Source organism: Polyangium fumosum, assembly GCF_005144585.1.
Classification (GTDB): domain Bacteria; phylum Myxococcota_A; class Polyangia; order Polyangiales; family Polyangiaceae; genus Polyangium; species Polyangium fumosum.
On sequence record NZ_SSMQ01000025.1, the window covers coordinates 56971 to 79544 of the forward strand.

At 69.1% G+C, this 22574-nt stretch carries 18 protein-coding genes; 13 read left to right on the top strand and 5 right to left on the bottom strand.

Features of this window, described 5'->3' with window-relative positions; translation table 11 throughout:
- The first annotated feature begins 518 nt into the window (after positions 1 to 518).
- The gene (locus tag E8A74_RS23625) at positions 519 to 1178 is read left to right on the top strand and encodes a hypothetical protein (RefSeq protein WP_136931318.1); all 660 of its coding nucleotides are present in this window, start codon (positions 519 to 521) and stop codon (positions 1176 to 1178) included.
- A 23-nt stretch (positions 1179 to 1201) separates the two neighbouring features.
- Positions 1202 to 1642 (top strand): YraN family protein, encoded by a 441-nt coding sequence (locus E8A74_RS55580; protein ID WP_170229318.1) that lies wholly within the window; start codon positions 1202 to 1204, stop codon positions 1640 to 1642.
- Between the two features lie 69 nt (positions 1643 to 1711).
- Here the strand turns inward: E8A74_RS55580 and E8A74_RS23635 are convergent, their stop codons facing one another.
- Both E8A74_RS23635 and E8A74_RS23640 read right to left on the bottom strand, forming a co-directional pair.
- Positions 1712 to 2542: a methyl-accepting chemotaxis protein gene (locus E8A74_RS23635; protein ID WP_136931320.1), complete on the bottom strand. Its 831-nt coding sequence runs from the start codon at positions 2540 to 2542 to the stop codon at positions 1712 to 1714.
- A gap of 88 nt (positions 2543 to 2630) precedes the next feature.
- Positions 2631 to 3434, bottom strand: coding sequence for a HEAT repeat domain-containing protein (locus E8A74_RS23640; protein ID WP_232379713.1), 804 nt, complete (start codon positions 3432 to 3434; stop codon positions 2631 to 2633).
- 326 nt (positions 3435 to 3760) lie between these two features.
- On the opposite strand from E8A74_RS23640, the gene E8A74_RS23645 reads away from it, so the two are divergent.
- The 11 genes from E8A74_RS23645 to E8A74_RS23695 all read left to right on the top strand — a co-directional run bounded on the left by E8A74_RS23645 (position 3761) and on the right by E8A74_RS23695 (position 20284).
- On the top strand, positions 3761 to 5554 hold the full coding sequence (locus tag E8A74_RS23645) for a carboxypeptidase regulatory-like domain-containing protein (protein WP_136931322.1): 1794 nt from the start codon (positions 3761 to 3763) through the stop codon (positions 5552 to 5554).
- Positions 5555 to 5682: 128 nt separating this feature from the next.
- Entirely contained in the window at positions 5683 to 7092 is a 1410-nt protein-coding gene (gene ftsY / locus E8A74_RS23650; RefSeq protein WP_136931323.1) for a signal recognition particle-docking protein FtsY, read from the top strand.
- 372 nt (positions 7093 to 7464) lie between these two features.
- A complete protein-coding gene (locus E8A74_RS23655) occupies positions 7465 to 8433 on the top strand; it encodes an outer membrane beta-barrel domain-containing protein (protein WP_136931324.1) in 969 nt (322 codons plus the stop codon).
- Between the two features lie 63 nt (positions 8434 to 8496).
- Positions 8497 to 9429 (top strand): porin family protein, encoded by a 933-nt coding sequence (locus E8A74_RS23660; RefSeq protein WP_136931325.1) that lies wholly within the window; start codon positions 8497 to 8499, stop codon positions 9427 to 9429.
- A 235-nt stretch (positions 9430 to 9664) separates the two neighbouring features.
- Positions 9665 to 10444 carry a HEAT repeat domain-containing protein gene (locus E8A74_RS23665; RefSeq protein ID WP_136931326.1) on the top strand — a complete coding sequence of 260 codons (780 nt, stop codon included), beginning with the start codon at positions 9665 to 9667 and terminating at the stop codon, positions 10442 to 10444.
- A gap of 204 nt (positions 10445 to 10648) precedes the next feature.
- Complete coding sequence (locus E8A74_RS23670) at positions 10649 to 12295, top strand: hypothetical protein (protein WP_232379714.1); 1647 nt, start codon at positions 10649 to 10651, stop codon at positions 12293 to 12295.
- Positions 12292 to 13707, top strand: coding sequence for a cytochrome c3 family protein (locus E8A74_RS23675; RefSeq protein ID WP_232379715.1), 1416 nt, complete (start codon positions 12292 to 12294; stop codon positions 13705 to 13707). Before E8A74_RS23670 ends, E8A74_RS23675 begins: the two co-directional genes overlap by 4 nt.
- A 174-nt stretch (positions 13708 to 13881) precedes the next feature.
- Positions 13882 to 14136: a hypothetical protein gene (locus tag E8A74_RS23680; protein ID WP_136931327.1), complete on the top strand. Its 255-nt coding sequence runs from the start codon at positions 13882 to 13884 to the stop codon at positions 14134 to 14136.
- Positions 14137 to 14219: 83 nt separating this feature from the next.
- Entirely contained in the window at positions 14220 to 15260 is a 1041-nt protein-coding gene (locus tag E8A74_RS23685) for an Ig-like domain-containing domain (RefSeq protein WP_136931328.1), read from the top strand.
- Between the two features lie 31 nt (positions 15261 to 15291).
- Complete coding sequence (locus tag E8A74_RS23690; RefSeq protein ID WP_136931329.1) at positions 15292 to 15960, top strand: DUF3105 domain-containing protein; 669 nt, start codon at positions 15292 to 15294, stop codon at positions 15958 to 15960.
- 112 nt (positions 15961 to 16072) lie between these two features.
- Positions 16073 to 20284 (top strand): sigma 54-interacting transcriptional regulator, encoded by a 4212-nt coding sequence (locus E8A74_RS23695; protein ID WP_136931330.1) that lies wholly within the window; start codon positions 16073 to 16075, stop codon positions 20282 to 20284.
- Between the two features lies 1 nt (position 20285).
- Here E8A74_RS23695 and E8A74_RS23700 read toward each other — a convergent pair whose 3' ends face one another.
- The 3 genes from E8A74_RS23700 to cyoE are packed head-to-tail and all read right to left on the bottom strand — an operon-like array spanning position 20286 to position 22432.
- Positions 20286 to 20972, bottom strand: coding sequence for an SCO family protein (locus E8A74_RS23700; RefSeq protein ID WP_136931331.1), 687 nt, complete (start codon positions 20970 to 20972; stop codon positions 20286 to 20288).
- 34 nt (positions 20973 to 21006) lie between these two features.
- On the bottom strand, positions 21007 to 21465 hold the full coding sequence (locus tag E8A74_RS23705) for a DUF420 domain-containing protein (RefSeq protein ID WP_136931332.1): 459 nt from the start codon (positions 21463 to 21465) through the stop codon (positions 21007 to 21009).
- Positions 21466 to 21475: 10 nt separating this feature from the next.
- Complete coding sequence (gene cyoE / locus E8A74_RS23710) at positions 21476 to 22432, bottom strand: heme o synthase (protein ID WP_136931333.1); 957 nt, start codon at positions 22430 to 22432, stop codon at positions 21476 to 21478.
- Positions 22433 to 22574 lie beyond the last annotated feature (142 nt).

Consider the following 22574-nt stretch of genomic DNA (forward strand, 5'->3'; position numbering starts at 1 on the left):
TCGTCGTTCGGAGGTTGAGGTCGATGAAGGCGACCCGAACCGGCCCAGGTACCGTTCGTCAGCGGCTAGATCCGCAGTGGACGGGGCCCTTCGCAGTCGCAGCTCCCCGTTTACGGGACCGGGAGCGATGACCAAAAACTTCAATGAGAATCAGCGGATACTTGCGTCTGGCCGCGGATGGTAAAATTATGACGGTTGGCTTGTCAAGCGGCGGTTTCCGGGCGCAGCGCAGGCCACGTGCCGCTTCCGACACCTCTCCGGGGAGTGCCTTGGGGCACGCCAAGGATGCGACGGTGTCGCGGGGCGATCCCGCGTCATCCCCGGACCGACACCCCACCATGGACGAAAACCGGCGGCAGTCCGTCGAGTTGTGCATCGAGAGGTTGACGGTCCATCGCCCCTTCGATTAGCGTCCTCGCTGCTGGCGTCGTTCGCTGTCCTCGGCGTGGACGGGCGGCGCGTGGCGCTCGCGCGCCCCTCATGGAGCAGGGGCGCCCCGGCCCAAGGAGCACGATCTGATGACCCGTTCGATCCTGTCCGGCATGCTTGGTCTGATCAGCGTACTCGCCCTGGGCGGCCTCCCGGTCGCCTGTCAAAGCGGCGGCGTCGGGGATCCCTGCGTCCCCGAAGACGAGTACAAAACCGACTTCGCCGGCTTCAAAGTGACCGAGGAGAACATCGAGTCGCGCTCCTTCCAGTGCCAGACCCGTATCTGCCTCGTGAACCACTTCCAAGGCCGCGTGAGCTGCCCCTACGGGCAGACGAAGCCCGCGACCGGCGGCGCCGCCACGAACGGCTGCCAGACGGCCGGTTCGACGGCGGACGACGCGAACAAGGCCTGCTGCATCCCCGGCACCGACACGGTGATCGAGGCGGAGGTCTGTGGCCAGTGCGCGCCCGACTCGCAGCGTGACGCGGCGCAAGCCGTGTACTGCTCCTGCCGGTGCGGCGTGGCCGATGGCGAGCCGCCGGATCCGAACTTCAACTTCTGCGAGTGCCCGACGGGCTACTCGTGCGAGCAGATCCGGCCCAACGTGGGTCTCGGCGATCCGCTGCTCACGGGCAAGTACTGCATCAAGCAGGACACGAAGTTCGTCACCGAAGGCACCTGCGGCACGGTCAAGGGTCACTACAACGCGACCCAGTGCAAGGGCGTCGGCTTCACGACCGATAGCTGAAACGAGCTGCGACGCGCACGCCTGTGACGCGTCCTCCTCGTCCCCCGCCTGCCTCTCCCGAAGTATCTCCTTCTGCTGATGTCCGAGTCATCTCGCCGCGCGATGCGCGTCATCGCGCAGGTGCGCGCGCCGAAGACGCAGCCGCGGACCACTTCGTTCGCGCGGGATGCACGATCCTCGGCCGCAACGTGCGCGTGGGGCGTGCCGAGATTGATCTGCTCGTGCGCGACGGTGTCGTGATCGTGGTCGTCGAGGTCCGCACGCGCGGGCCACGAAGTTACCAGCGCGCGCTCGACAGCATCGACGCACGGAAACGCGCGCGCCTGCGTGCTGCTGGACAGCGACTGTGGACTGCGAAGTTTGCGCGCGACGAGAGGATCGAGCGCATGCGCTTCGACGCCGTCGCCGTCGCGTTCACGCCCGAAGGCGAGCCGCTCGTCGAGCACATCAAAGCAGCGTTCTGATCGGAGTGCGTGAGGCGCGGCGTCGCGTGATCCACAGGGATCCCATCGACGCCGCGAATCGTGACGACATCAGTTGTCGATCTGCGACTGCATCTCGGCGCGCAGCTTCTTCAACATCGCCACGCCGTCGCCCGAGGCGTCCGCCTCCACGCGCGCGATCGCGGCGTCGATCTGCTCGATCTCGCGCGTCTTCTGCGCGCGGAGATTGCCGAGCATCTGATCGAACGACTCGAAGAAGTCTTGCATCTCGTCGCCCCTGCGCAGGCGCTCGCGCAGACCGAGGTGGCCCTCGCCGACGCGACCGAACATGCGCTTCATCTTGAAGACGGGCCCCGCGATCTTGTGCGTGACGACGATCCCCGCGCTCCAGATGCACGCGACGAGGAAGCCGAGCGCAAGCACCAGACCGAGGATCAAGTTGCGCTGCTGCTCCTCCACCGCGGCGGCCTGGCGCTCGAGCTCGGCAGCTTGCTGCTTCAACGAGTCCGCGTCCCTTTCGAGGCTCGCTTGCTCTTCCTTGAGCTTCGCAGCGTCGTTCTCCGCGTCCTTGTTGAACTGCTTCGCGAGCTCGGGCGCATCCTCGTACGCCTTCGCGATGTTCATCTTGACGAGCTCGTCGTTCTTCTTTCGCTCGGCGAGCGCGAGCTGGCCGCGCTTGACGGTCTCTTGTCCTTGGGTGACGAGCGCCTTCTGCTGCACGACGGCCTGGCGGCTCTGATCGATCAGCTTGTTGCTCGTCCACCAGAGGACCGCGCCGAGGAGGAGGGAGACGACAAGCGCGATCGCCGCGAGAAAACCCGCGTATTTGAGCTGGAAGCGCTTGTCGAGCAGGAAGTTGCGGATGCGGCGCTGCTGGCGGCCGCTCGTAGCGGCGGGCGGGGTGACAGAAGCCTCGCTCATCGGGGACCTTGCGCGTCTCTTGCCACGGCGCGTGGTGTTTGCCCGAGTGGGTCGCGGCGCGCCGGATCCGCTCCCCCTCGCTGCGATATCACATCGACGCGACGATCTTCGCGAAGCTGTCGATGGCGTTCTCCACGCACATCTTCATGAGCACGTTTTCGCTCTGCACGTCGGTCTTCGGCGTGTCGGATTGCGTGAGCTTCGGCGAGAACTCGCCCTGCAACGCCTTGCCCGGGTACGTCCACATGCTCACGCGCACGATCTGCGTGAGGTTTCCATTCTCGTACACCGGCGGCTCGACGCTGGCGATCAGATAGAAGCCCTTCAGCTTTTTGGAGTTGACGACCTTGCCGCCTTGTGCAGCCGTCTCGCCCTTGGGCGCGACGGCATACCCCGCCTTGCCGAGGAGCTTCGTCTGCATCGCCGCGCGCACGATCGCGTCGACCTCGGCCGCAGGTCGCTTCGTCTTGTTCGAGATCTCGATCGCCACGTAGTATTTCGCGTCGGGGCCGGGCGGCGGAGGCGCAGCCACGCCGCCGCTCTTCAGCGTGTCGATCGATTTCTGCATCTGCGTCTTCGTGGAGGCGCCCTTCTCGTTCTTGATCGCAGCCTGCAGACACGGCAGGCCCGCGGGCTTGCCGAGCTTGCCGAGCGCGGCCGCCGAGGCGACCTTCACCGACTCGTTGCCATCCGTAAGCGCATCGCAGAGAGGTTTGACCGCGGCATCGTCGCCCGACGCGCCGAGCGCGAGCGCGGCCTGCGTTCGCACGCGGAAGTCTTCACTCGTCTTGAGCTGCTGGACGAGATAACCGGTGCGAGGATCCGCTCGCACGACCTCGGGGGTCAGCACGAACAACGAGAGGGCCGCGACGACGGGGACGCTCTTTCGCATTCGAGGTCCGAAGATACACGAGGTCCGCGTGTGAATGGAGCGAGCTCGCGCCAGCTCGGAGGTCGTGGAGTTCTCGAACACGCGATCACCCGTCTTCTTCATCCTGCACCTCACCCGTACCTCGACGCAGAGCGGCACGACTCGTTCTGCTCCGCCCAGAGAGACCCATGGCGACCTCGGTCATCCGAGATCCGCCGCGGCTGTCACGCGCGGAGGAGCCGTGAGGACTTGGACGTGCCTCGCCCGAGCTCGCTTCAACGCGCGGCCAGACCATGACATCGGCAGAAGCGCTGGTCGCGCGGGGCGTTCCCGCATATAGGAAAGGGATGTCCCGCAGCCGAGGTGCCCAGGCGAGAGCCTCGTCGCGCCCGCTGTGCACGCTCGTCGCCTTGCTCGTCCTGCTCCTCTCGGCGCCCGTCACGGCGCAGACACGAGGATCCGGAGGCGCGATTCGCATCCAGGTGCGAGGCGGCGCGCAGATCAGCGCAGCCGCGACCATCGAGCCGTCCGGCACGATCGTCCGAGGCGAGCTTCTCGACGACGCAGGCGCCGCCGTGGCCAGCGCGACGATCACCCTCCGCGCGATCGCGGAGGGCGGCGCCGCCGTCAATCTGCCGACGCCCTCGACGTGTGACGCGACCGCACGACGGTCGCGACGCTCGGTTCGCCTGGTCGGCACGGACGCGTACGAGGTGCAGACCGACGATCGCGGAGCGTTCTGCGTGCGCGCCGGTGCGCCCATCGGGCAGGCGTCGATCAAGCTCCGCTTCGAAGGCGACGAGCTACGAGACCCTGCCGAGAGCGTGGTCCGACTCGATGCGGCCGACGCACCGCTCGCGCGAACGATCCTCCGATTCGAACCTGCGCCTGACGTGATCGATCTGGATCGCGAGACCGTCCTGCTCACGGGATCGCTGCGCGTCGATCGCACCGGCTCGTCCCGATCCAACACAGCGCGGCGCGAGGGGCTCGCGATCCGGGTCGAGGACGAGCGTGGCGAGCGCATCGCCGAAGGGCAAACAGGCGGCGACGGGCGCGTACGCTTCGAGATCCCGAGCGCGTCGTTTCCCGGTCCTGGATCGGGCGAGCTGCGTCTGCGCTTCGAGGGCACGGCGACGCTCGCGAAGGCGACGACCACACAGCCGATCGTGAGGCGCGCCGAGGTGCGTCTGGCGCTCGCGCATCCTGTCGACGCAGGGGATCCCGAGGACGGCGTCGGCATCGACGTGGACGTCACGACGTCACGAGGACCGGTGACGGGCGGCGTGGTCGAGGCGCTGCGCGGGAGCGAGAGCGTGGGCGCAGGCACGGTGCAAGGCGGGAAGGCGCACGTCATCGCGTCGTTCGCGCTCGAGCGCGCCGGCGTCGTACCCTTGACGCTTCGGTACGTGCCCGCCGCGCCCTTCTACAAATCCGGGGCGAACCTCCAGGTCGACGTGAACGTCAAGGGGCCCGGTGTCGCGCGGCAGATTTTGATCGCCATCGTGGTGCTCGCGGTGACCGCGTGGATCGTCTTCGGTTGGCGGCGTGCGCCCATGCCGCCGAAGAAAGACGAAGACGACGAAGCGCATCCCGTGCCCTCGGGCCGCGCCGGTGTCGAGGTCGTGCGAGCGTCGACCGGACAGGGTGGTTATCGTGGCGCGGTGCTCGATGCGCACGATGGAACCCCGATCGCCGGCGCGCGTCTCGTCGTGGTGGCGCCCGCGTTCCAAGGCGACGGTGTCGTCGCGCGCGCGACCGCCGACGAACGTGGAAGCTTCGTGCTGGATGTGCCCTACCGCAGCGATGCGCGTCTCGTGATCGAAGCGGAGGAGCACAGCAGGTACGAGCAGGCGCTCCCTCCGCCGGGGGTGCTGCGCGTTGCCCTGATCACCCGCCGCCGCACGCTGCTCGAGCGGCTCGTGAAGTGGGCGCGCCGCACCGGAGCGCCCTTCGACATGCAACCGGAGCCGACCCCCGGGCACGTACGGCGGGCGGCTTTCCGCGCGAACAACGCGGAAATCGAGTCCTGGGCGCGAGCCCTCGAGCAAGCCGCCTACGGCTCCTCCGTCGTCGACGAGGGGGTCGAGGCGTCGCTCCTCAACGACGAACCCAGGGGCGGCCGAAAGCCGGCGGCATGACATGAACCGCCCCCGAATCTTCACCCGTGCGCTGCCTTTGCCCTCGCGCGCAGAGCACACACGTTGACGTACGGGTACCGTCCCATATAGTCGCGAACCAGTTCGCGGACCGCTGGAGAACGCACATCGTGGACCCCCTCTACATCGTCATCGGTCTCGTGGTCGTGGCGCTGGCCGTCTACTTCCTGTTCATCAGGAAGCCGGAAGCGCCCAAGAAGCTCGAGACGCCGCCGGAGCCGAAGAAGCTCCCGGAGAAAAAGGCGCCCGAGCGTGAAGAGCCGGCCAAGGCCGCGGGGAAACCCGCGAAGGAGGAGCCGAAGCAGGCTGCTCCTGCGAAGGCCAAGCCGGCCGAAGAGGCCAAGGAGGCCAAGAAGAAGGAGGAGAAGCCGGCTGCCGAGCCTGCACCGGCCGTCGTGGAGAAGCAGCCCGAGCCTGCGCCCGTCGCGAAGGAGCCCGAGGCCAAGCAGCCCGAGGCCGCGCCCGTGCAAGCTCCCACGCCGGTGGCCGAGCCCGCGCCGAAGCCTGCGGAGGCTGGTGGGATCAAGCCCGTGTCGATCGCGGCGCGTGAGCCGCCTGCGCCTTCGGCTCCCCGCAAGAAGGACGTCGAGGGGCTGCGCCGTGGCCTCACGAAGGCGCGCGAGACCGAGGGCTTCTTCGGTCGCCTGAAGGCGCTCTTCGTTGGTCGCAGCGAGATCGATCCCGGGCTCGTCGATCAGATCGAGGAGGTGCTGCTCACCTCCGACGTCGGCGTGAAGACGACCGAAGCGCTGCTCGAAGAGATCCGCGCGGGCATCAAGGAGAAGAAGCTCGTCAAGGACGAGCAGGTTTGGGATGCCTTGCGTCGTCGCGCGCGTGAGCTGCTTGGTGGGAGTGGCGGCGGCATCAAGTACCCTGCGCGTCCCACGGTCGTGATGTTCGTGGGCGTCAACGGCGCAGGCAAGACGACGTCGATCGGCAAGCTCGCGACCAAGCTCAAGGCCGAAGGCAGGACCGTCGTGCTCGCCGCGGGCGACACGTTCCGCGCCGCGGCGGTGCAGCAGCTCGTCGTGTGGGGCAAGCGCGTCGGCTGCGAGGTCGTGAGCGGCAAGGATGGCGCGAACCCGGGCGCGGTCATCTACGACGCGATCCAGAAGGCTGCGGAGATCGGCGCGGACGTCGTGCTCGCCGACACGGCGGGTCGGTTGCACACGAAGACGAACCTGATGGACGAGCTCAAGAAGGTCGCGCGCACGATCGACAAGGCGCTGCCGGGAGCTCCGCACGAGACGCTCCTCGTGCTCGATGCGACGAACGGGCAGAACGCGCTGCAACAGGCGGCGATGTTCAAGGAGGCGCTGCCGCTCTCGGGCATCGTGCTGACGAAGCTCGATGGTACGGCGAAGGGCGGCGTGGTCCTCGGCATCTGCGCGGAGCACGCGCTCCCGGTGCGTTACATCGGCATCGGCGAGCGTCCCGACGAGCTGCGTGACTTCAACGCAGACGAGTTTGTCGAAGCGCTGCTCGGTCAAGCGGACGAGTCTACGGACGCGGCGGCGTGAACCACGGCGTCGGCGAGCACGAAGTGGGCGCGACGGGGCTCCGACCGGGATCGGTGACGGGGCCGCGTCGCGCACGTTTCGGACGGACGGCGCAAAAAACGTGGATTTCGTTTGATTTTCTTGCTCGCTCGCGAGCGTCTCGTGGTGGAATGGGCGTGGATCGTGTCGCTGCGCGAGCAGTCGGGACGGTCCTGCCCGGTCCAGATCCGAGAGAGAAACCGATTTGGTTGTTGATTCCCAGATTTTACGCGTGATATAGTCCGTCCCGCTTGTCGGTAGACCGTTTTTTTGAATGAAGTCGCGCAGTTAGACTTGTACGGACGGACCGGACCGATCGATGCTCACGTCGCACGGACTGCGGAAGGGATGGCGATGAACCAGGTTCGCGTGGGGCTCCTCGTGGCGGCTGCGCTGCTGGCCATGCCGTTGACGGCGGCAGCGCAACCGAAGAAGGATCAACCGAAGGAGATCAACCTCGACGAGGAGGGAGCCGAGAAGCCTGCTGAAGCCCCCACCGAGGGCGAGGGCGCCGGCGCCGAAGGCGAGGGCGAGACTCCTGGCGGCGAAGGCGAAGGTCTCGGGGACATCTGTAAGATCGACCCGTCGGCCTGCCCGAGCATCAACATGGATGAGGCCGCGAAGCGGGACATCAACGCAGAGATGTACGCGGTGCAGCAGATTTACGCGCTGCGCCGGTTCCGCTTCGAGATCACGCCCTACTTCGGGATCACGATGAACGACCAGTTCGTCGCGCACCCCGCGCCCGGGCTCGGTCTCAACTTCTACATCACGAACGTGCTCGCGGTCGGGGTCAACGGCAACTTCTACGCCGGACTGAACTCGCCCTCGAACTTCAACTTCCAGACGAGCCGCGCGGCGCGCGTCGGTATTCCGATCACGGAGTACGCCTGGAACGCGAACGCGAACTTCTCGTACGTGCCTGCGTACGGCAAGTTCGCCGGGTTCGGCGACTTCATCTTCCACTACGACTTCTACGTGCTCGGCGGCGTGGGTGCGATCGCGACGCGTCCGATCGCCGTCGTCGATCCCGACAACCGCACGTTCGAGTACAAGCCTCGGCTGTCGTTCCATGTCGGCGGTGGGCTCCGCATCTTCTTCAACCGCTGGTTTGCGGTCGTGGCGGAGCTCAGCGACTACATCTTCTTCGACGAGCTCGAGAACCCGGGCATCCCGATCGGCAACGACGCCAACGGCAATCCGAAGGCGCAGGATCCGACGACCTGGACCGCGCCCGAGACGAGCTTCACCAACAACGTCCAGGCGCAGGTCGGCTTTTCGGTCTTCCTACCGTTTAGCTGGGAATACCGGCTGCCCAAGTGAGCCGAGGGGCAGCGTGGCATGCAAGGAACATCCGGGACGATTCAGCCAAGTACGGGGACATGCATGATGCGTCGATTCGTGAATAGCCTTTGCGCGTCTCGCCTGCTCCGCAGGGGCATGCTCGCGGCGCTCACAGGATGTGCAGCGCTTGCCATGAGCGCGGGCGCCGAAGCGCAGGAGATTCAGCTCACGGGTCCCCTCGCGGGGGCCCCGGCCGTGCGGAAGTTGCGCCTGCATCGCGCGGGTCGCATCGAGATTACGCCGAGCGCGTCCTTCACCCTGCTCGACGAGTACCAGCGCACGATCATGCCCGGTCTGCGCGTGATGTACCACCCGACCGACTGGCTCGGGTTCGGCGTCTGGGGCGGCTACGGCATCCAGACGACGACGTCGCTCACCGACGAGCTGCAGGTGAAGGCGATCGACGAGCGGAACTGCCCCACGGACTCGAACACGGCGACCGACACAGCCTGCAAGCTGACGGCCGTCAACCTGACCCGCGGCAACCTCGCCCAGGATCAGCTCGGCCGCATGCAGTGGGTCGCGGCCCCGCAGGTCACGGTCGTTCCGTTCCGCGGGAAGCTGGCGCTCTTCGCGACGCTCTTCGTGGACACCGACATCAGCTTCTTCGTCGGTCCGGCGGTCATCGGCGTGCAGGAGCGTGCGCCCTGCGGCAAGGACAACGACGGCAACGCACTCACCGACCGCCCCTGCGCGGCCCAGAGTTCGTTCCAGCTCGAGAGCCGCATCGCCATCGCGCCCACGTTCGGCGTCGGCTGGAACTTCTACCCGACGTCGTTCTTCGGCTTCGGCGCGGAGTGGAGGGCGCTGCCCTTCGCGTGGAACACGTCCGGCTTCGACAACGCTGGCTCGGGCAACGACGAGGCCTTCCCCGACACCGCGGTCAACAACCAAGACCGTCAGTTCCGCTTCAACAGCATGGTCTCCGTCAACCTGATGTTCTCCCTTCCGATGAAGGTGAAGAGCAGCGACTGACGAAGACGAAGCCGGCTGCACCCAAGCCGATGACACGCCCCGGGATGCGGGCGGGCGAGACGGAGACCAAGAGCTCCGCGACGCCCCAGGCATCACGGGGCGTGGCGCTTTCGAAGCCCCGCTGGCAGGGGCAGCGCGCTCGTCAACGGGGCCTTGCACTTGCTTTGTCCCTGGCGAGGGCCTATGCGAAGCCTGCTCCAGCCCCACCCCTGCCGGGCCGGAGCGCGAGGTAGAGGTGGGCATTTTCGACTTCCTCCGTAGCAAAGGCGCGAAGAGCGCGCCTCCGTCGGGCAACACGCCCGCCGTCGACAAGAAGATCGCCGGGCCGGCCAAGGTCGTCGCGGACAAACGCGCCCAGACCTACGACCGCCTGGAGGCCATCCAGGCCCTCGTCGACATGAAGACGCCGGAGGCGGCCGCCGCTCTCCTCAAGCGCTTCAACTTCACGATCGATCCGTCGATCACGGACGCAGAAGAGAAAGACCTCGCGTTCCGGGGCATCGTCGCCGCCGGCAAGGACGTCGTCCCCGCGGTCATCGAGTTCTGCACGAGGGCCGAGGCGCTGACGTGGCCGCTCAAGGTTCTCGACGCCGTGCTCGACGAGGACGGGTATCGCGAAGAGCTGCTCGATCTGCTCGAGGGCTTCGACACCGAGTACGCGCGCAACGTCGAGCCGAAGATCCAGATCATTCAGGCGCTCGAAGAGGTCGTCCACGACGACGTACGCGCGGCGGTGGAGCGCTTCTTCGAAGATGTCAACGAGACCGTGCGGTTCCACGCGGTGCAAACGACGTTCGCCCAGGCGATGTCCGAGAGCGTCAAGCCGATGATCGACTTGCTCGTGAACGAGGAGTCGGTCCGCGTAAAGAACAAGGTCGCCGAAGGCCTGCTCGTTCGCGGGTGGACGATCCCCGAGGATCGAAGGGATGCCGTCGCCGACGCGCTCGGCGATACCGGCGGCTACACGGTCGGCGAAGGTGGCAAGATCGTGAAGCGTTCGCTCCGGTTCGGCTGATCGAAACGCGTAGCGGATTGCGCGCCGCCCTGGCGCGTTGTGAGCAGCAAGCTCTCCCCTCGTCCGTGTTGACAGCGCGGGCCACGCTGAAAGAGGATCCCTCCTGCCTCGACTTGTTCGAGGTGTGTCGACTGCCCCGCGGCAGCCGCGCGTGATCCGCGCAGGCTCCCCGGCACCACTCGACGGAAAGCGAGCATCCCAGGCGTGAGGGGACATCGATCGACGCGCCTTCCGCGCGTGGTTGCTTCCGGGCTCGCCGCTCTTGCCACGGCGATCACCGCGCATCCGCGTGACGCGCGCGCCCTCGACTTCGAGGTGCAGAGCGACACGGCAGCACAGGCGTACCAAGTCGCGAGCCCGTGGGGCGACACGATCCTCGATCGGCGTCGCCTCATGCAGACGTTGTCGCTCGGCGTGTACAACCTGCAGGGCGATCACGTCCCAGGGCGCGCCGACTTCGCGGTCGTCTTGCGCGTTCGCCTCGACGCCGACTTCGGGATCAACGGCCACCTCGGCGACGCCGATCGCGGCGGCGAGACGAGCTACCTGACGGAGGCGGGGCCCGGCGTGCGCTTCGTGCCGGGCCTGCAGCAAGCGCCGGTCGATCTGATGTACGCGTACGTCGAGGGCCGCAACCTCTTGAACGGCTGGCTCGGCTTCCGCGCGGGCCGGCAGTACGTGGTCGACTCGCTCGGCTGGTGGTCGTTCGACGGCGCGCTCGCGCGCGTGACGACGCCGTACTTCGTGCAGGCCGAGCTCTACGGCGGGCTCGAGCAACGCGGGGGGCTGCCGCTCTCGACGTCGCGGTACGAGCGACCAGGCGTTTGGCGTGGCAACCACGCAGGCTTCGGCACGGCGGGCGATCAGCCGAGCGTGACGGATTTCCCTTCGTACCAGTACACGCAGCCCGCGCCCGCGTTCGGCGTCTCGCTCGAGAGCAACGGCCCGAGCTGGATCCACGGGCGGCTCTCGTATCGACGCGTCTACAACACGGGCACGTCGGTGACGCAGCAGTTCCCCGATCCGACGGGCGGCTATCGCACGGCGAAGGGGCTGCGCGTGTCGCAGGATCGGCTCGGGTATGCGCTCGATCTGAACAAGTCGGACCTCGGCGCGATCAAGGGCGGCGTCACGTACGACTTCTACAACCAGATCGTCGGCTCGTATTACGGCGGCGTCGAGGCGTACCTGGGCAAACGTGCGACCGTCGGTGCGGACATCGACTACTTCGTGCCGACCTTCGACGCGGACTCGATCTTCAACTGGTTCACGAAGAGCCCCATCACGACGGCGACGGCGCGCGTCTGGGTCGCGCCGACGCAACGCCTCGATCTCTCGGCGTACGGCGGCGTGCGGATCTGGATGGCCGACGGCGATCCCGAGACGTTCGGTACGGAGCAGTGCAGGGCCTCGGGCCTCTGCAGCGGCGACCAGGAGATCGATCCGTCGAACTCGAAGACGTTCACCCGCGATCCTGACAACCGCGAGATCTCCACGACGATTGACGCGCTCGCGAACGTGTCGGGTCGGTATCGCTTCGGCACGGGCGAGGTGGGACTGCGCGGCATGATGCAGGCCGGCGCGCGTGGGCACACCGGCGGCGCGGATCTCTCGGGCGAGAAGCGCTTCGACGGCGGGCGCTACCGCGTCGGCGGGCGCGTCTCGGTCTACGACTGGAACGACCCGCTGCGGCCCGATCGCGGCGCGACGTCGTTCGGCTACGTCCTCGGCGCGGGCGTCCGGCCCGTGCAACAGGCCGACCTGCGGATCGAGTGGGAGCACGACATGAACCGGCTCGTGGGGCAGCGCTTCCGCATCGTGGCGCTCCTCAACTTGAGGCTCGGCGGATGATGATGAACGCCTCCAAGCGAAGCTCCGTGAGCGCACGCAAGACGCGCAGGCCGAGCGGCCGACCGCTGCCGGGATGGCTCGCCTTCGTGGCATGCCTGTCGGCCCTCGTGCTCGGCCTCGTGGGCCCCGACGCCTCCGCGCAGGCCGCCGACGACGCGCCGCCCGCGGAGTCCGCCGCGCCGCCGCCCGCGCCGCCTCCGGGTGGCTACAAGAGCGGCCTCTACCCGATGCCGAACGACGCGGAGACGCCGCTCGCGTTCATGCCTCCGGGCAGCGCGGCGACCCCCGTGCCGAGCGAAGAGATCTACCCGCCGCAGACGATCACCATCCGCTTCAACCACAAGAAGCACACGAAGGATCTCAAGCAGACCTGCAAGTCGTGCCACGCGGCCGCGTTCACGAGCGACAAGGTCGCCGATCGGCTCATGCCGAAGGCCGAGCAGTGCGACGCCTGCCACGACGTCGATCACTCGGACCTGCACGACGTGAAGGCAGGCACGGACGCGAACGGGCAGTGCGTCTTCTGTCACATCGGCGACAAGGCGGGCGAGAAGGGCTCCGTCGCGCCGATGGTGCTGCCGAACGCGAACCTCGTGTTCACGCACAAGAAGCACCTCGATCGGAACATCCAGTGCGGGCAGTGCCACGGGCAGGTGGGTGAGCTCGAGCTCGCGACGCGGGATCAGCTCCCGCGCATGGCTGGCTGCTTCTCGTGCCACAACATGAGCGGCGCGGCGCAGGGGCAGGCGAAGGGCGCGTGCACGACGTGCCACACGGCGCGGAACGACGGCCGCATGATCACGAGCTTCACGACGGGCAACCTCGTGCCGCCGCAGTGGATGCACAACGCGGCGCACACGCCCGACTTCATCGAGCGGCACAAGAGCGTCGCGGCGAACGACAGCGCCTTCTGCGGGAGCTGCCACACGACGAACGAGTGCACCGACTGCCACGACGGCCGCGTCCGTCCCCGCAAGGTCCACCCGAACGACTGGCTCTCGATCCACGCGCAGTCCGCGCGGCAGGACAACCCGCGCTGCGCGAGCTGCCATCAGGCCCAGACGTTCTGCGGCGACTGCCACCGCCGCGTCGGCGTCGCGCGCGACACCGGCAGCGGCAACCGCCTCACGGGCCGCCGCTTCCATCCGCCCGCCGCGGAGTTCACGACGGCGCCGCGCGGGCCGAACCACCACGCGTGGGAGGCGATGCGGAACCTGAACGCCTGCGTCTCCTGTCACACGGAGCGTGACTGCGCGACGTGCCACGCGACGAAAGGCCTCTCCGGCGGGCACGGCGTGAACCCGCACCCGATCGGCTTCCGGGACAAGTGTGGCGCGGCCTTCGCGAGAAACCCGCGTCCGTGCCTCGTCTGTCACCAGTCGAACGACCCGTTCGTGAGGGCGTGCCAATGAGATCCCAGCATCGGTGCCGACCCACGCTCGGAGCCTCTACGCAGGCGGACGGAGCAGCGCTCCCGAAACATCCTACATATTCCTTGCACACCCCTTCTGGCGACGGGTATAGCGAAGAGCGACGGGGCGCTTCCTCTCCCGCGGTGGTCGCGCGCGTCGTCAAGGAGAACGGGTGTGAAGGAGCTGATCAAGTACCTGCTCGACAATCTTTACCTCGACTTCCAGGGCGAAATCACGCTGGAGACCGTGCGGGGCTTCCTCCGAGAGGACGACGGCCGGGAAGCGCGGCAATTGCTCGCGAAGCTCATCGAGGAGAAGGGGGTCGAGGACCTGCTCATCACCCTGGCCGATTGTTTGAAAGAGCACATCCAGACCGGCATCAACGAGAAGGTCGTCCGCGAACAGCTCTCGACCTACGCCGAGAGCTGATCGGCCCGAGAGGCCTTTCTTTCGCCCCGCGCGCCCTCCGCGCCGCTCTGCTCGCCGCCTCCCTGCCCCTCGTCGGTTGTGACGTGGGCAGCCCCGAGCGCGAGGCCATCGACGCCCCCCCTGTTCACCTGGTCGAAGTCGAGCTGTCCGGGCTCGACGCCGGCGGTCAGCCGACGACGCTGACGCTGACGCCGAGCGCGCCCGCGCCCACCGATGGGAGCGTCGCGCTCTCGACGACGAGCGTGCGCGTCACGTTCGATCGGTTCCTTCTGCCCGGCGAGGCGGTCCGGCAAGCGATCTGCCTGCAGCCGAGCTCCGAGCCCGTGCCGACGCTGCAGCAGTGCAGGCTTCAGGTGTTCATGGAGCCCAGCTACGACCCGGTGCATCGGCGCATCACGTACCGGCTGCCGGCGATGACGGCGCTCGCGCCCAACACGAAGTACTGGCTAACGGTGCTCGCGCCGACGGAGGCGTCGCCGTTCGGCGTACGCGCGTTCGACGGCGCGCCGTTCGAGGCGAACGTGGTCCTGCAGTTCACGACGGCCGCGATGGATCCGGCCGGCGGGCCCGTGGATCCGGCGCTCGACGAGGCGGCGCGGCGCGCGGCGTCCGAGGAGCTGTTCTGCACGGCGAGCGCGTGCGTGGCGTCGTGCGCCGTGGATGATCAGCTCTGCATCGACAAGTGCCCCGTCTCGAAGAGCCTGATCGTCGGCTGCGGCGGCTGCCATGGGCCGCTCGAGATCGGCGCCGCCGCGATGGGGCTCGATCTCTCGGGCGTGGAGCGGATCCCGGCGATGATCGGGCGCGTCGCGAACCAGACGCAGACGGGCGAGCAAGCCGACGAGCCGGATCTCAAGCCGCGCCGCTTCGGGCGGGCAATGCCGCACGTCGATCCGGGCAACGCGGGCAACAGCTACCTGCTCTACAAGATGCTGGCGGGCCCGATCTATACGCGCATGGATGCCGCGAAGGGGCTCGCGCCGGGCGAGATCGACAGGCTCCGCGCGTCGGTCGTGGTGGGCTTGCCGATGCCCCCGTACGACCTCTACGCCGCCCCCGAGGCGAGCCTGGAGGCGCTCAGCGCGTGGATCACCACGGGCGCCGAGACGCCGGCCTGCCCCTGAGAGACCACCTTCGGCGTGGTAGGTTCACGCCATGTCTTCCGAGTTCTTTTCGCGTGACGCGCTGACTTGCGCGCTGGTCCTGGTGTCGCTTGGTATCGCGGGGTGCGGCGAGGACGCGCAGCCGGTGGGGCCCACGGGCCCGGCGCAAACCGAGGTGCTGACGCCCGACGCGCCTCCGCTGCCCGGGGAGACGGCGTGCCGCGTGGTGAAGACGACGAACATCCCCGTCTCGTCGGCGAGCCACGTCGAGCTCTGCACGGACGTCTCGTACGAGACGAACCCGCCGAGCGGAGGGAATCACTGGGGCCAGTGGGCGGCGTTCAAGAAGTACACGACGCCCGTGCCGCGCGAGATGTACGTCCACGACCTGGAGCACGGCGCGGTCGTGCTTGCGTATCGCTGCGATGGGGCGTGCCCGGAGGTCGTGGAGGCGCTCGAGGAGGTGTTCGACGAGGCCGCAGCGGATCCGCTGTGCCTGTCGGCAGGCGCGGGGCCGAAAGCGCGGCTCGTGCTCACGCCCGACGCGGATCTCGACACGCCGATCGCGGCGGCCGCGTGGGGCGCGACATACACGGCGACGTGCATCGACAAGGCGTCGCTCGCGGCGTTCGTGGCGGATGTATACGGTAAGGGGCCCGAGGACATCTGTTACGCCGGCGTCGACATCGAGGCCGCCCCGCCGAATTGCGGGGGGAGCTGAGCTTCCGTTCGTGGTCCCCGGCCTCCCCTCCCCTGCCCCTGCGGCCCTTCGATGAAGCGCCCGTGCCACCAGCGTTGACACCTGAGGGCAGAGATCGAAGACTCGATTCCCGATGAACGAGCACGGATCGTCATCGGAGTTGACGGAGCGAAGCTTCGAGTTCCTCGCCCCGGCCGGGAGCGGCGGCGCAGGCGAGGTGTGGAGGGCGCGCGCGCGGCGCGATGGAACCCTCGTGGCGCTGAAGGTCGCGCGCGACGCGGCGGCGCGGGAGGCGATCGCGCGGGAAGCGAGGCACGCGATCTTCGCGCTCTCGCCACGTTTGCCCGAGCTCGTCGACGTCGGGTGGTTCGTACGGGAAGGCGACGTCGCGCGCGCGATCGAGGCGGACGACGAGGGAATCGGCGAGCGCTTCGCGTTCGTGGCGCTGCGCTGGGTCGAAGGCGCGACGCTGCGGGAGCGGGCGCGCGAGGCAGGCGTGGATCGAACGACGCTCGCGCTCGCCGTGGCGCGCGACGCGGGCGAGGCGCTCTCGGATCTGCACGAGGTCGGGCTCGCGCACGGCGACATCAAGCCGGAGAACGTGCTGCTCGGCTGGGGCGGGCGCGCGCACGTGATCGATCTCGGGCTCGCGTGCCCGGTGTTCACGGCGCGCATTGAAGGAGGGACGCCGCGTTATCTGGCGCGCGGAGACTCCGACTTGGGCGACGCGCGCGCGCGGGATCTCGTGGCGCTCGGCGCGCTGCTCGCGGAGCTCGTGGACGACGCGGTGGCAGCCGCCGAGCATCCGATCGAGGCCGCGCGGGCGGCGCGCCTCCCAGAGCCGATCGCGCTGCTCTGCGCGGCGCTGCTCTCGCCGAGCCCGGGCGCGCGTCCGCCGGCATCGTGGGTCGCGGAGACGGCGCGGGCCGCGCTCGCCGCGCGGGATGCGGGGTCGGGCCGCGAGCGGGAAGAGCGTGGAGAGCGCGACGCGCGGCGCGTGCGTGCGGCGTATCTGTCTGCGCGCCGCGATGAGCTCGCGACGCGCGCCTCGGCAGGCGCGGCGACGGCGCCATGGCTCGGCGACGCGCTCGCATGGGCGCGACGCGCGCGATCGCTCGTCGACGAGGAGACGTCGTCCTCCGCGAACACGGGCGCAGGCGAGATCGGTCCCCTCGGCCCGGAGGGGATCGCGCGGTGGATGACGTCGCTCGTCGGGAGCCCGGCCGCGGCATGGCCGACGGGTCCGCTCGGAAAGATCGGAGAAGCGTCGCTCGCCGCGGCGCTCGTGGATCTCGCGCGGAAGCTTCCGCCCGCGGCATGGACGTTCGCAGACGTGGAGGGCGCTGCGCTCGGACGAACCCCCACGGCGACGACGCCCGAGCGTCCGACGTCGGCGCCGTTCGACATCGAGGAGGTGGCGCGGCTGTCGATCGCGATCGCCGCCGTGCCGCCGGATCCGATGGCGATCGAGCGCGTGGAGCGAGGGGAAAACGTGCCCGCGTCGCTGCTCGTGGCGGCCGCGGACGCGCTGCGCCTGTCGGGCGAGCTCGGCCGCGCGAGGAGCCTCGCGCTCCGGGCGCGGGAGCGCCGCGCGAAGGGATCGGATGCGCTGGCGGCGGAGATTTTGCGGCGCGCAGGAGAGCTCGGCGCAGCGCGGGAGATCGCGGCGGATGCGGATCGACGCGGCGAGGATCCCGACGGGAAAGCGCGCGCGATCCTGGCGCGGATCGCGTTCGACGAGCGGCGCTACGAGGAGGCCGATACGCTCGTGCAAGGCGCGACGATCGTGCCCGCGTACGAGGTCGCGGCGCTCGTCGCGGCCACGAAGGGTGACACGGAGCGCGCGCTCGCCGCGATCACGCGCGGCGAGGCGATCGCACGTCGCGCCGAGGAGCACGCGCGGATCGCGGCGCTCCGGGGCTACGTGGAGCACGGGGGGGATCCGGCGCGCACGCGGAGCGCGTTCGCCGCGGCGGTCGAGCACGCGACGCGGGCAGGGGCCGTCGTCGAGGAGGCGACGTACCGGACGGGCGAGGCGGCGGCCGCAGTGGATCTCGGCGATCTCGGCGGCGCGATCGCGACGGCGCGGCGCGCGGCGCTCTTGTGGGAGCACCTCGGCAGGCCGGCGCTCGCAGCCCGCGCGCTGCTCGCGCGCGCCGCGGCCCACGCGACGGCGGGCGTGGCGCATGAAGCAGAACGAATCGCGCGGGAGGCAATCGCGCGGGCGCGGGAAGGTCGTGACACGCGGGCGGAGGCGTACGCGCTCTGGGCCATCGCGGACGTGTCGACGCGCGGCGCGGCCGAAGGGAAGCGCGCCGCCGAGCAAGCCCGAGCGCTGCTCGCAGACGCGGGTGGTGACGACAAGTTGCGCGCCTCCGCGCGGCTGCTGCGGCATGCGGAAGGGGCGATCGATCTGGAGACGTGCGTCGATCTCGATCGGCTCGCGGACACGCCGAGCCTCACCGCGGGCGCGCGGCTCGACTGGTGGCGCGCGCGCGCTGAGGTGCTGCTCGTGGCGTCGGGCGAGCTCGAAACGCGCACCGCCGAGCACGTGCTCAGCGCGATCGTGGCGCTCGCGGATGCACGCGCGCCCGTCTCGGCGCGAGGCCCCTCGATCGCGGCAGGATATGCGCTCGCGGCGCGCCTCGGCCGAGGCGATGTCGCCGTCCGGCTCCTCTCGTCCCTCGGAGACGCGGCGCGTGATCTGCTCGCGCGCGCCTCCCCCGAGCTCGCGCCGTCGATCCGCGCGCTCCCGTGGGTCGCGCAGGCCGCCGCCGCGCCGCAGGAAGGTATGCGCGCGGAGCAGGCGCGGGAGCTCGAGCAGCTCATCGTCTCGCTGAGCGATCGCGAGCGGCTCCGCTCGCTGCTCGATCGCGTGGTCGACGCGCTCGTCCTGTGGACAGGCGTCGAGCGAGGCTTGCTCCTCTTGCGCGCGCCGGACGGGCGGCTCGTGGCACGCGCGGCGCGCAACCTCGCGCGGGCCGATCTTCGCGACGAGCAGCTCTCGCTCTCGCAGACGCTCGCGCGGCGCGCGCTCGCGGCGCTCGAGCCCGTCGTCGCCGTGGACGCAGCGGGCGAGATGCCCGCGGTGCACGTCAGCGTGCATGCGCTCAAGCTGCGAAGCGTGCTCGTCGTGCCGCTCGTCGCGCGCGGCGAGGCGCTCGGGGTCGTCTACCTCGATGATCGCGTGCGGCGTGGCGCGTTTGGTCCACGCGAGCTCGCGTGGACACGCACGGTGGCGACGCTCGCGGCGCTGGCGATCGCGGACGCGCGGGATCAGACGCTCCTCCGGCGCGCCGCGCGCAAAGCGAAACGGGCGAGCGCGGCGCTCGAGGAGACGCTGGCGAAGCGGGAGGCCGCGCTCGACGTGGCGGAGCGCGAGCTCAACCGCACCCGCGGCACGCGCGAGACCCGCTTCGAGTACGACTCCATCATCGGCGACAGCGAGCCCGTCCGCGCGATGCTGCGGCTCGTGGATCGCGTAACGATCGCCGACGTCCCCGTCCTCGTCCACGGCGAGTCGGGCAGCGGCAAGGAGCTCGTCGCGCGCGCGATCCACGACAACGGCCCCCGCGCGGGGCGCCCGTTCGTGGGCGAGAACTGCGGCGCGATCCCGGAGGGCCTGCTCGAATCGACGCTCTTCGGCCACGTGCGCGGCGCGTTCACGGGCGCCGATCGACCGCGCTCCGGCCTCTTCGAAGCGGCCGATCGCGGCACGTTGTTCCTCGATGAGATCGGCGAGATGAGCCTCGGCATGCAGGCCAAGCTCCTGCGTGTCCTCCAGGACGGCATGGTGCGACCGCTCGGCACCGAGCGCGCGCGCAAGGTCGACGTGCGCATCGTCGCCGCGACCCACCGCGACCTCGACGCCATGGTCCGCGCGCGCACGTTCCGCGAGGACCTCTACTACCGCCTCAACATCATCACGATCCGGATCCCGCCGCTCCGCGAACGCGCGAGCGACGTCCCTCTCCTCGTGAAGCACATGCTCGCCAAGTACAGCCGTCCCGAGGTCCGCGTCACGCGCGCGGCCATGGATCGGCTCATGGCGTTCCCCTGGCCCGGCAACATCCGCCAGCTCGAAAACGAGGTCCGCCGCGCGCTCCTGCTCTGCGACGGCGTCATCGAGCGCGAGCACCTCTCGCCGGACATCGCGAACGTCACGCCGCCGGTCCCTGCGGATCTCGGCTTGCGCGTGCGCCCGCGCGTCGACGCCCTCGAAGCGCAGCTCGTGCGCGAGGCGCTCGAACGCACGAAGGGCAACCAGACCCAGGCCGCGAAGCTCCTCGGCCTCTCGCGCTTCGGCCTGCAGAAGATGATGAAGCGGCTCGCGGTCTCGACTTGATTCAGCGGTCCAAGACGAGCCGCGCGTCCCGCACGATCGCCTCGATCCCCGCGTCGTCTGCGTCGTAAAAGCCGCGGATCTTGCCTTCGCCGTCAACGAGCACGAGGCGCTCGCCATGGAAGATCTCGAGGATGCCCTCGGGCGTCTCCTTCTTGCCCATCGCGATCTTGAATCCGCGCAGCACCACGGTCTCCACCTCGCCGAGCGGGCCCGTGAGGAACGTCCAGCGCGTGTCGTCCGCGCCGTACTTGCGCCCGTACGCGGCCAGCACCTCGGGCGTGTCGGTCTCCGGATCGACCGAGAACGTCACGAGGTGAAGCTTCTCGCCGAGATCCGCCGTGCGCTTCTGCACCTCGACCATCCGCTTCGTGAGGCGCGGGCAGACGCTCGGGCAGCTCGTGAACACGAAGTCCGCGATGTACGGCTTGCCGCGCAGATCGGCTGCGCCGAACGGCTTTCCGTGATGATCGGTGAGCGTGTACGCCGGCAGATCCAGCACTGGCTTCGGCGCCGTCGGGCGCGGCGTGATCACGATCCGCGTGATCAGCACCAGGGCGAACACGATCCCGAAGACGAGCCACGGGAACCGCTTCGCACGCTGCGGGGGCGGCGCAGGTCGAGCTTCTTGCGGGGGAGCGGCCCCCGCGTCCGTTCCGCCCTCGTCTCGGTTCTCCACGCGCGACGTCACGACGAGCGTGGTGTAGGCGCCGCTCCGCGCAGGGTCAAGGCGCGTGCGCCGCGCCCGCGAGCATCGGCGCGAGGTGGTAGAGCATGAGATACACGACGATGCCCGTGACCGAGACGTACGCCCAGATCGGGAACGTGATCTTCGCGAGCTTGCGGTGCGCCTCGAAGCGCCCCTGACGACCGAGCCGGAGCGTCACGATCACGAGCGGCAGCGCCACCATCGCGAGCAGCGTGTGGGTCGAGAGGACCACGAGGTAGATCGTCCGCGCGAGCCCGACATCCGGGAACCGATGCGTCCCCGTGAGCGCGAAGCGCGCCACGTAGCTCACGAGGAAGACGCCCGACGCGATGAACGCGCCCTGCATCCGCCACCGGTGCGCCGCGATGTTGCGCTGCTTGATCGCGACGAAGCCGGCGAAGAGCAGCGTCGCGCTCGTCGCGTTGAGCAGCGCGTTCAGCGGCGCGAGCAGACGACCGATGCTTTCGGCGCTCATGGGATCGTACTCAGGCGCCGATGAGCAGCGCGGCTTGCAGCAGCATCAGGTACACGATCGAGATCGCAAAGAGCCTGCGCGCCCATCGTGTCCCGAGCACCGTCGGGCGGAGCCCCCACGCGCCGAAGCCGAGGAAGCCGAGGCCGAGCAGCGCGGCCGAGGCGAGATACACCGGACCCGCGACGCCGAGCGGGACGAGCAGGAGCGAGACCAGCACGAGCGCCACGAGGTAACCGACGATGTGGTGCCGCGTGTGGCGATCCCCGCGCTCGATCGGGAGCACCTTGAGGCCCGCGCGCTGGTAGTCGCGGCTGCGGAACATGGAGATCGCCAGGAAATGCGGCACCTGCCAGAGGAACAGGATGCCGAAGAGCGCCGCGCCGGGGCCGTCGATGCGATCGGTCACCGTCGTCCAGCCGAGCAGCGGCGGGATCGCCCCGGGCACCGAACCGATGAGCAGCGCCAGCGTCGTCTTCCGCTTCAGCGGCGTGTAGATGAGCACGTACGAGAACAAGGCGAACGCCGCGAGCAGCGTCGTCGTCATGTTCACCACGAGCCCGAACAAGACGAGCGAGAGCGCGGAGATCGCAAGGCCGAACCAGAGCGCGAGCTGCGGCGAGATCCGCCCCGCGGGCAGCGGCCGGTTCTTCGTCCGGGCCATGAACCCGTCCGTGTCCCGCTCCAGGTACATGTTCAGCGTGTTCGCGCCGCCGACGACGAGCACCGTCGCGAGGAGCGAGAGCATCACGACCGCCGGAGATACCCCGGGGCGTCCTTGCTCGTGCGCGAAGCGGTTCGCGACCCACGCCCCGCCGAGCATCGTCGCGACCACGATGACCGTGACGCGAGGCTTCGTCAGCGCGACGAGATCTCGCGCGACGGCACCGAACGGAGGCTCGCGCTGCTCGTAGCCGGAATCGCGGCGGTTCACGTGCACGTCGCCGAGTGGCTCCGCGGGGATCGTCATGCGCGCACCTCGATAGCAGACACCGCACACGGGGGCACGCGCGTGGGGCCAGGAAACACGGCAGGAGCAGGAGCGACCATACAGGACGACGTCATGAAGCGGGGGGAGCCTAGCTCTGGGGCGCGGCGCGCGGGAGGAAAGC

Excerpts from the sequence above, each read along its gene's own strand:
- E8A74_RS23690 (WP_136931329.1), top strand. The coding sequence starts at position 15,292 with ATGTCTTCCGAGTTCTTTTCGCGTGACGCGCTGACTTGCGCGCTGGTC.
- E8A74_RS23640 (WP_232379713.1), bottom strand. The coding sequence starts at position 3,434 with ATGCGAAAGAGCGTCCCCGTCGTCGCGGCCCTCTCGTTGTTCGTGCTG.
- E8A74_RS23655 (WP_136931324.1), top strand. The coding sequence starts at position 7,465 with ATGAACCAGGTTCGCGTGGGGCTCCTCGTGGCGGCTGCGCTGCTGGCC.
- E8A74_RS23695 (WP_136931330.1), top strand. The coding sequence starts at position 16,073 with ATGAACGAGCACGGATCGTCATCGGAGTTGACGGAGCGAAGCTTCGAG.
- E8A74_RS23675 (WP_232379715.1), top strand. The coding sequence starts at position 12,292 with ATGATGATGAACGCCTCCAAGCGAAGCTCCGTGAGCGCACGCAAGACG.
- cyoE (WP_136931333.1), bottom strand. The coding sequence starts at position 22,432 with ATGACGATCCCCGCGGAGCCACTCGGCGACGTGCACGTGAACCGCCGC.
- E8A74_RS23660 (WP_136931325.1), top strand. The coding sequence starts at position 8,497 with ATGATGCGTCGATTCGTGAATAGCCTTTGCGCGTCTCGCCTGCTCCGC.
- E8A74_RS23625 (WP_136931318.1), top strand. The coding sequence starts at position 519 with ATGACCCGTTCGATCCTGTCCGGCATGCTTGGTCTGATCAGCGTACTC.
- E8A74_RS23705 (WP_136931332.1), bottom strand. The coding sequence starts at position 21,465 with ATGAGCGCCGAAAGCATCGGTCGTCTGCTCGCGCCGCTGAACGCGCTG.
- E8A74_RS23635 (WP_136931320.1), bottom strand. The coding sequence starts at position 2,542 with ATGAGCGAGGCTTCTGTCACCCCGCCCGCCGCTACGAGCGGCCGCCAG.
- E8A74_RS23645 (WP_136931322.1), top strand. The coding sequence starts at position 3,761 with ATGTCCCGCAGCCGAGGTGCCCAGGCGAGAGCCTCGTCGCGCCCGCTG.